The sequence below is a fragment of the Halomonas sp. BC04 genome, assembly GCF_000568385.1.
In genome coordinates this window covers 1-7546 of the sequence record NZ_AZQX01000118.1, presented here as the reverse complement: position 1 = coordinate 7546, position 7546 = coordinate 1, and the positions used below count along the sequence as shown (strand labels likewise).

6 protein-coding genes and 1 pseudogene are annotated in these 7546 nt (G+C 64.0%); all 7 read right to left on the bottom strand.

Going from position 1 to position 7546, the window contains the following annotated elements:
- Positions 1-66 precede the first annotated feature (66 nt).
- Positions 67-1746, bottom strand: a complete 1680-nt coding sequence (locus Q427_RS08330) for an NAD-dependent malic enzyme (protein WP_043512845.1) — start codon at positions 1744-1746, stop codon at positions 67-69.
- Between the two features lie 97 nt (positions 1747-1843).
- A complete protein-coding gene (locus Q427_RS08325; RefSeq protein WP_231613548.1) occupies positions 1844-3040 on the bottom strand; it encodes a YeeE/YedE family protein in 1197 nt (398 codons plus the stop codon).
- 176 nt (positions 3041-3216) lie between these two features.
- Complete coding sequence (locus Q427_RS08320; protein ID WP_043512843.1) at positions 3217-4242, bottom strand: tryptophan--tRNA ligase; 1026 nt, start codon at positions 4240-4242, stop codon at positions 3217-3219.
- Between the two features lie 319 nt (positions 4243-4561).
- A pseudogene (gene ald, locus Q427_RS08315) lies at positions 4562-5676 on the bottom strand (alanine dehydrogenase).
- A gap of 172 nt (positions 5677-5848) precedes the next feature.
- The gene (locus tag Q427_RS08310; protein WP_043512848.1) at positions 5849-6283 is read right to left on the bottom strand and encodes an acyl-CoA thioesterase; all 435 of its coding nucleotides are present in this window, start codon (positions 6281-6283) and stop codon (positions 5849-5851) included.
- Positions 6284-6292: 9 nt separating this feature from the next.
- Complete coding sequence (locus Q427_RS08305; protein WP_043512841.1) at positions 6293-6604, bottom strand: putative signal transducing protein; 312 nt, start codon at positions 6602-6604, stop codon at positions 6293-6295.
- Positions 6605-6738: 134 nt separating this feature from the next.
- Positions 6739-7546 (bottom strand): class I SAM-dependent rRNA methyltransferase (locus Q427_RS08300; RefSeq protein ID WP_043512839.1); only part of this gene is annotated, 808 nt, incomplete at its 5' end.

Genomic DNA, 7546 nt, shown 5'->3' with positions numbered 1-7546 from the left:
TCCCTCAAGAGAACAAGGCCACACCAGGTTATCTGGGTGGCCTTTTTCTTATACTGGAGCAAAGAATTAGAACGATCGGCGACGGTAGCGGCGATACTCAGGTTTCCAGCTGTTGCGCTCGATGACCTGACGCAGCTTGATACCATCGGTCTTGAGCGCGACGCCTTCACCCTGTGCCTGGGCGGCGACATCGAAGGCAATGGCCTTGGACAGTTCGCGGATCTGCGAGAGTGCCGGCAGCAGGGCGCCTTCACCCTCCTTGACGAGCGGTGCTTCCCGCGCCAATGCCCGTGAGGCGGCCATCAGCATGGCATCGGTGACGCGCTTGGCGCCGCTGGCCACGACGCCAAGACCGATCCCGGGGAAGATATAAGCATTGTTGCACTGGGCGATGGGATAGGTCCGACCATCGTAGACCACCGGCTGGAAGGGGCTCCCGGTGGCCACCAGTGCCTGGCCGTCGGTCCAGTTCAGGACGTCCCATGGGGTCGCTTCGGCGCGGGAGGTGGGGTTGGAGAGCGGCATGATCAGCGGTCGCTCACAGCCGGCATGCATGGCACGCACCACCTCCTCGGTAAAGATTCCCTTCTGCCCGCAGACGCCGATCATGACCGTGGGTTTCACCTGACGGGCCACTTCGGCCAGCGCCTGTCCGTCCCAGCCCTCGGTTATGGCGGGGTCATGTGCCAGCCGGCGCTGGAAGTCCATCAGCCACGTCTGTTCGCTTGTCACCAGGCCTTCCCGATCCACCATGAACACGCGCCCCCGCGCTTCCCGTTCGGTGAGGCCTTCCACCTGCATCGCCACCACCACCTGCTCGGCGATGCCGCAGCCCGCCGACCCGGCGCCGACAAAGACGACACGTTGATCCGCCATGGTCTCGCCGCGGGCCTGGCAGGCCGCCATCAGGGTGCCGACACAGACCGATGCCGTGCCCTGAACGTCGTCGTTGAAGCAGCAAAGCTCATGGCGATAGCGCTCCAGCAGCGGGACGGCGTTGGCCTGGGCGAAGTCCTCGAACTGAAGCAGCACGTTGGGCCAGCGACGCTTCACCGCGTCGATGAACGACGCGATGAAGGCATCGTACTCCTCCTGGGAGATGCGCGGGTGTCGCCACCCCATGTACATGGGATCATCCAGCAGCGCCTGATTGTTGGTGCCCACATCGAGCATGATCGGCAGCGTATAGGCGGGGCTGATGCCGCCACAGGCGGTATAGAGCGCCAGCTTGCCGATGGGAATGCCCATGCCACCGATACCCTGGTCGCCGAGACCCAGGATCCGCTCGCCATCGGTGACGACGATGACCTTGACCCTGTCCTTGGTGGCGCTGCGCAGGATGTCGTCCATTCTCTCCCGGTCCGGGTAGGCAATGAAGAGCCCCCGGTGGTTGCGATAGATATTGGAGAACTCTTCGCAGGCCTGCCCCACCGTCGGGGTGTAGATGATCGGCAGCATCTCCTCGAGATGTTCGGAGACCAGGCGGTAGTAGAGGGTCTCGTTGTCGTCCTGGATGGCCCGCAGGTGAATATGGCGATCCAGGTCGCTGTGACACTGCCGATACTGCAGATAGGCTCGCTCGGCCTGCTCCTCGATGGACTCCACGTTCTGTGGCAGCAGGCCGATGAGGTTGAACTCGAGCCGCTCTTCCCGGGTGAAGGCGCTGCCCTTGTTGAGCAGCGGCATCTCGAGCAACGAAGGGCCGGCATAGGGAATATAGAGTGGGCGTCTTGATTCGGTGGTCATCTGTGATCTCGATGCGTTGACTGGAATCCGGGCGATGGGCGCTCTAACGGCGCCTTGTCGCCAACTTTATCACGCCCGGACCGTAACGGCGTCCGGCTCAGCTCCCCTTGACCCGTGCCGGCTGGCTTGGCCCACCGGAAAAGAAGAGGGGCCGCAGCTTGACCCCCAGCATGTTGCCGGCGAAACCGGCCACCAGCCACACCCAGCCGTGCAGGCTGCCCGAGGCGATGCCGCTGAAATAGGCGCCGATGTTGCAGCCGAAGGCCAGCCGAGCCCCGTAGCCAAGCATCAGCCCGCCGATGACTGCGGCGACCAGGGACCCCAGTGGAATACGGAAGCTGGGGGCGAAGCGACCGGCAAGAGTGGCCGCCATCATGGCCCCCAGAATGATCCCTACGTTCATCACCGTGGTGATATCGCTCCATACGCTGGCGCGCAGTGCCGCCGCATTGCCCGGCGACTGCCAGTAGCCCCAGGCGCTGACGTCGCCGCCCAGTAGCTCATAGCCCTTGGCACCCCATAGGGCGAAGGCCGAGGTGATGCCCCAGGGACGCCCGGCCAGGGCCAGCGTGGCGAAATTGAGCAGCGCCAGCGCGACGGCGCCGGCCAGCAGTGGCCAGGGGCCAACGAGCCAGCGCTGACCAAGGAGGTTCACCCTCGGCGCCTCTTCAAGCTGGCCATGACGGCGCTTCTCCATGACCACGGTGACCATGGCGATTACCGCAAACAGGGTCAGGCTGACCAGGATGCCGCCACCGGCTCCGAATTCATGGACCAGGGAGGTGGGCCGGAAGGCCGGCAGCGCCATCCACCAACCGAAGTGGGCACTGCCGATCACCGAACCGACGATGAAGAACAGCAGGGTGACCATCATGCGGGCATTACCCCCACCGGCCGTGAACAGCGTGCCGGAGGCACAGCCGCCGCCCAGCTGCATACCGATGCCGAACAGGAAGGCCCCCACCACCACCGAAACCCCGATGGGCGCGACGAACCCCGTCACTTCTCGACCGAACAGCGTACCGGCACCCAGCGCAGGAAAGAACAGCAGTACGGCGATGGCCAGCATGACCATCTGGGCGCGGAGGCCACGGCCACGACGCTCGCTGATAAAGACCCGCCAGGCGGCAGTGAAACCGAAGGCGGCATGGTAGAGCGCCATGCCCAGGGCGGCGCCGATCACCATCAGCACTCCCACTCTTGCCTCATAGACAATACCGAGTGCCAGCGCACCCGCCAGCAGTAACACGGCCAGTATCTGGGAAACGATCAGCGGTCTGGCCGCCTCCGGCATCGGGTTCATTCGATAGCTCCCTTGATTGGTATCGCCCAATGGTCCAGTAAAGGATAGGTGTTCGCGAATACTGAGACTCGATAAGCCTAGCCGCTCAGCCTGGGCGGGAACAGGCCGGCCTGAAGCACGAGGACGCCGTCAGGCGCCCTGGTGGTGGTGCGGTTGGCCCTGGGCCGTCAGACGAAGCGGCCAAGCCCTGCGGCATGACGCAGGCGATCCATGAACGGTGCGGCCTCGGCACGCGCTCGCTCCGCCCCCTTGAGCAGCACCCGCTCGATATGCCCCGGATCCTCCATCAGTGCCAGGTAGCGCTCACGGGGTTCACGCAGCTGTTCGTTGAGCATCTCGAACAGTCGCTTCTTCGCCTCGCCCCAGCCAATGCCGGCCTCGTACTCGGCGCGCATGGCCGTCGTCTCTTCGGCGCTGGCAAAGGCCGAGTAGATCTGGAACAGGGTGCAGGTCTCCGGATCCTTGGGCTCGCCAGGCTCCAGCGAGTTGGTCTTGATCTTTCGCACCAGCTTGAGCAGTTTCTTCTCGGCGACGAAGAGCGGAATAGTATTGTTGTAGCTCTTGGACATCTTGCGCCCGTCGAGGCCGTTCAGCGTGGCCACGTTGTCGTCCACCACCGCCTCGGGCTGGGTGAAGTAGTCGCCCTTGTAGAGGTGGTTGAAACGCCCGGCGATATCGCGGGCCATCTCGATATGCTGGATCTGATCGCGGCCCACCGGCACCTTGTGGGCATTGAACATCAGGATATCGGCGGCCATCAGTACCGGATAGCCGAACAGGCCCATGGTTATGCCCTTGTCCGGGTCCTGGTTGCCCGCCGCCTCGTTCTCGGCCACCGCCGCCTTGTAGGCGTGGGCACGGTTCATCAGCCCCTTGGCGCAGACACAGGAGAGCATCCAGGTCAGCTCGGGGATCTCGGGCACGTCTGACTGGCGATAGAAGATGGCGTTGTCGGTATCCAGGCCCAGCGCCAGCCAGGTGGCGGCAATTTCCAGGCGCGACTCCTGCACACGCTGGGGATCCTGGCACTTGATCAGCGCATGCAGGTCGGCGAGAAAATAGTAGGACTGTACGCTCGGATCCTGGCTCGCGGCGATGGCGGGCTTGATCGCGCCGACATAGTTGCCCAGGTGAGGGGTACCGGTGGTGGTGATGCCGGTGAGAACGCGTGTCTTCTGGGATGCTGCACTCATGGAAAGCGGACTCTGCTAGCGGAAATGCCCGCTATGGTAACGCGAGGGGGCGATCAAGGCGACTGGGCCTGAACGGTCAGCGGGGCTGTCCCGGCGACAGGCCCCGGAGCGCCGGACCGCAGTGGAGGCGCTGTAAACCCATCCCTGGGCGCTACATTCGTCCTGCTGCGCTCTCGCATCCTGCTCCGCTTGCAGGACCTGTGCTGGCCATCCATGGCCAGCCCGTTCGGAGCAGTGCTCCTCACCCCTGACGAATGACCTCCACTACAACCTGTCCCCGGCGCCGCTCGCCAAGGTGGAATGCCTAGGCGCTAAGTGTTTAGTTCACAAGACGTTCGGGATCGACACTATCGAGCCCAAAGGCCTCGGCCACGGCGCGATAGGTGATCTGGCCGTCATGGACATTGAGTCCGGGAAGGAAGTGCGCATCGTCGGCAAGCGCCTGCTTCCAGCCCTTGTCGGCCAGGGCGATGACGAATGGCATGGTGGCATTGGTCAGCGCCAGCGTGGAGGTCTGGGCCACCGCACCCGGCATGTTGGCCACACAGTAGTGGACGATACCGTCGACGATATAGGTAGGCTCTGCGTGAGTCGTCGCGCGGCTGGTCTCGAAGCAGCCGCCCTGGTCGATGGCCACGTCGACCAGCACGCTGCCGGGCTTCATGTCGGCCAGCATCCCCCGGGTGATCAGCTTGGGAGCGGCGGCACCGGGCACCAGTACCGCGCCGATGATCAGGTCGGACTCGCGCACCACCTGGTCCAGCGCATCGGCGGTGGAGAAGACCGTCTTCATGCGACCCTGGTAACGGTCATCCAGGACCTCCAGCCGCGGAATCGACTTGTCCAGGACCGTTACCTCGCGCCCAGGCCAAGGGCCATGCGAGCCGCGTTCTCGCCCACCACCCCGCCACCGATCACGGCCACCTTGCCCGGCGCCACGCCCGGCACGCCGGGCAACAGCACACCGGCACCGCCCTGGGCCTTCTCCAGGCTATGGGCGCCGGCCTGAACCGCCATACGACCCGCCACGGTGCTCATCGGTGCCAGCAGCGGCAGCCCCCCCTGGCGGTCGGTGATGGTTTCGTAGGCGATGCAGGTGGCACCGCTGGCCATCAGGCCGCGCGTCAGCGTCTCCTCGGCAGCCAGGTGCAGGTAAGTGAACAGCGTCTGGTTCTTGGAGAGACGGGCCACTTCGTCTGCCTGAGGCTCCTTGACCTTGAGGATCAGTTCCGCATCGCGCCAGAGGGTGTCCACGTTCGCCTCGAGACTGGCGCCCGCCGCCCCGTAACTGGCATCGGGAAAGCCGGCGCCTTCGCCAGCGCCGACCTGAACGGCAACCGTGTGGCCGCGAGCCACTAGTTCCCGCGCCCCGGACGGGGTCAGGGCGACGCGATACTCATGGTTCTTGATTTCCTTCGGCACGGCAATCTTCATGGGGACTCCTGATGCTTGGGACAGCGTTATTGTTGCTCCAGGCTCCCATTACAGCACAATCAGTCCATACACGAAGCGTCAACGGGCAAATACGATAAAAATTCGCATGCCTCAGATTTAATTCAGGAAAATATTTTTCAGGGGAAGAGCTTTACCGGAAATTCATACATCGTCACTCGGCGACGAGCGCATCGCCGTAGGTGATCGCGTACTCGGTCGGCAGCCGCCGCGGCCGGCCACTGGAAAGCTCGATGCAGGCAAAGCGCGTGCGAGCCCGCAGCAGGGTACGGCCGTCGGCCGGGCGTATCAGTTGGAAGCGACGGGTCAGAGTCAGGCGGCCATCGCAACCGACGATCCAGGTCCCCAGCTTGAGCTGCTCCCCCTGGAAGGCCGGCGCCAGGTAATCGAGTTCGTGACGGTGCACGGCCATGGCCCGGTCCAGCACCCGATAGCGGGCCAAGTCGAGGCCCAGGCACTCCGAATGCGCCCAGCTGACCCGCTCGATCCAGCGCAGGTAGGCGGTATTGTTGGCATGGCCATACTCATCGATATCGGCGCTTTCAACCTCGATATCGATCACGAATGGGGTGGGCAGGTCCCAATCCAGGCTCATCCTTTACTCCCTTGTCGCTCCACACTGCCAACAGGCCTCGAAGACCCCCTCCAGGGTTTCGCCACACCCCGGACAGGTCCAGTCGGCGCGGTCATCGCCGCCTGCCATGGCATCCCGGATCAGCGCTTCTGCACGCTCGCGGTTGTGGGGCGCTACCCAGACCTCCGGCTCACACTCCCCCAGCGGCAGCTCGCCGGCACCGCCGCCCAGGGTCATGTTGCGCAGCTCCACGGGAATATCCGCCGCGGCCAGCACGTTACGCACGTGACTGACCAGCAACGCATTGGAGTGAGCAAAGACGCGAACGTAATTCATTGGCAAACTAAAGAAATTAGCGAGCGATGGCCAGGCAAGGCAAAAATTGGCAAGAACGCGGAGTTTACGTATTTGTAAATGAGCATTTTGAGCCTATTTTTAACGCAGCATGGCCGAGCGCAGCAATTTTTTGCTCAGTCGCGGAAGACGCGGACACCCAGCGCCTTGAGATAAGCGGTCTCCGGAATCGCCGGATGCACCGGGTGATCCGATCCCTGATGGCCCTGGAACACGACCTGGCCGTGGCGGTCCTGATGGCGAACTGCGCCCCGCACCACGTCCATCAGCCGCTCGGGTGCCAGATGCATGGAGCAGGAGGCCGAGAGCAGCAGGCCGTCGCGGCCCAGCAGGCGCATCGCTTCCCGATTGAGCTTGGCATAGGCGCGCTCGCCGTTGGGAATGTCCTTGCGCTTGCGGATAAAGGCCGGTGGATCGAGGACGATGACGTCGAACTGCTCGCCATCCGCCTTGAGGGCCGCGAGGGCCTCGAAGGCATCGCCCTCGCCGACCGCCACCTGCTCTTGCAATCCGTTGAGAGCCGCATTCTCTACGACGTTCTCCAACGCCGGGGCGGAACTGTCGATGCAGAGCACCTGGCTTGCACCGTTCGCCGCCGCCTGCACGCCCCAGCCACCCACATAGCTGAACACGTCGAGCACCCGCTTGCCGGCCACCAGGCCATTGAGCCAGGCACGATTGGCGCGATGATCGTAGAACCAGCCGGTCTTCTGGCCGTCGAGTACCGGCACGCTGAAGCGCACGCCGTTTTCCTCCATCGGCACCGGACCGGAGAGCTCGCCCTTGACCACCTCGACCTGGCGTTCCAGCTGCTCCTGGCGACGACCCGAGGAGTCGTTCTTGAACACGATGACCCGCGGCGAGAGCACCTTGTCCAGCGCGGCGACGACTTCCTCTCCGAGACGCTCCATGCCCAGGGTGTTG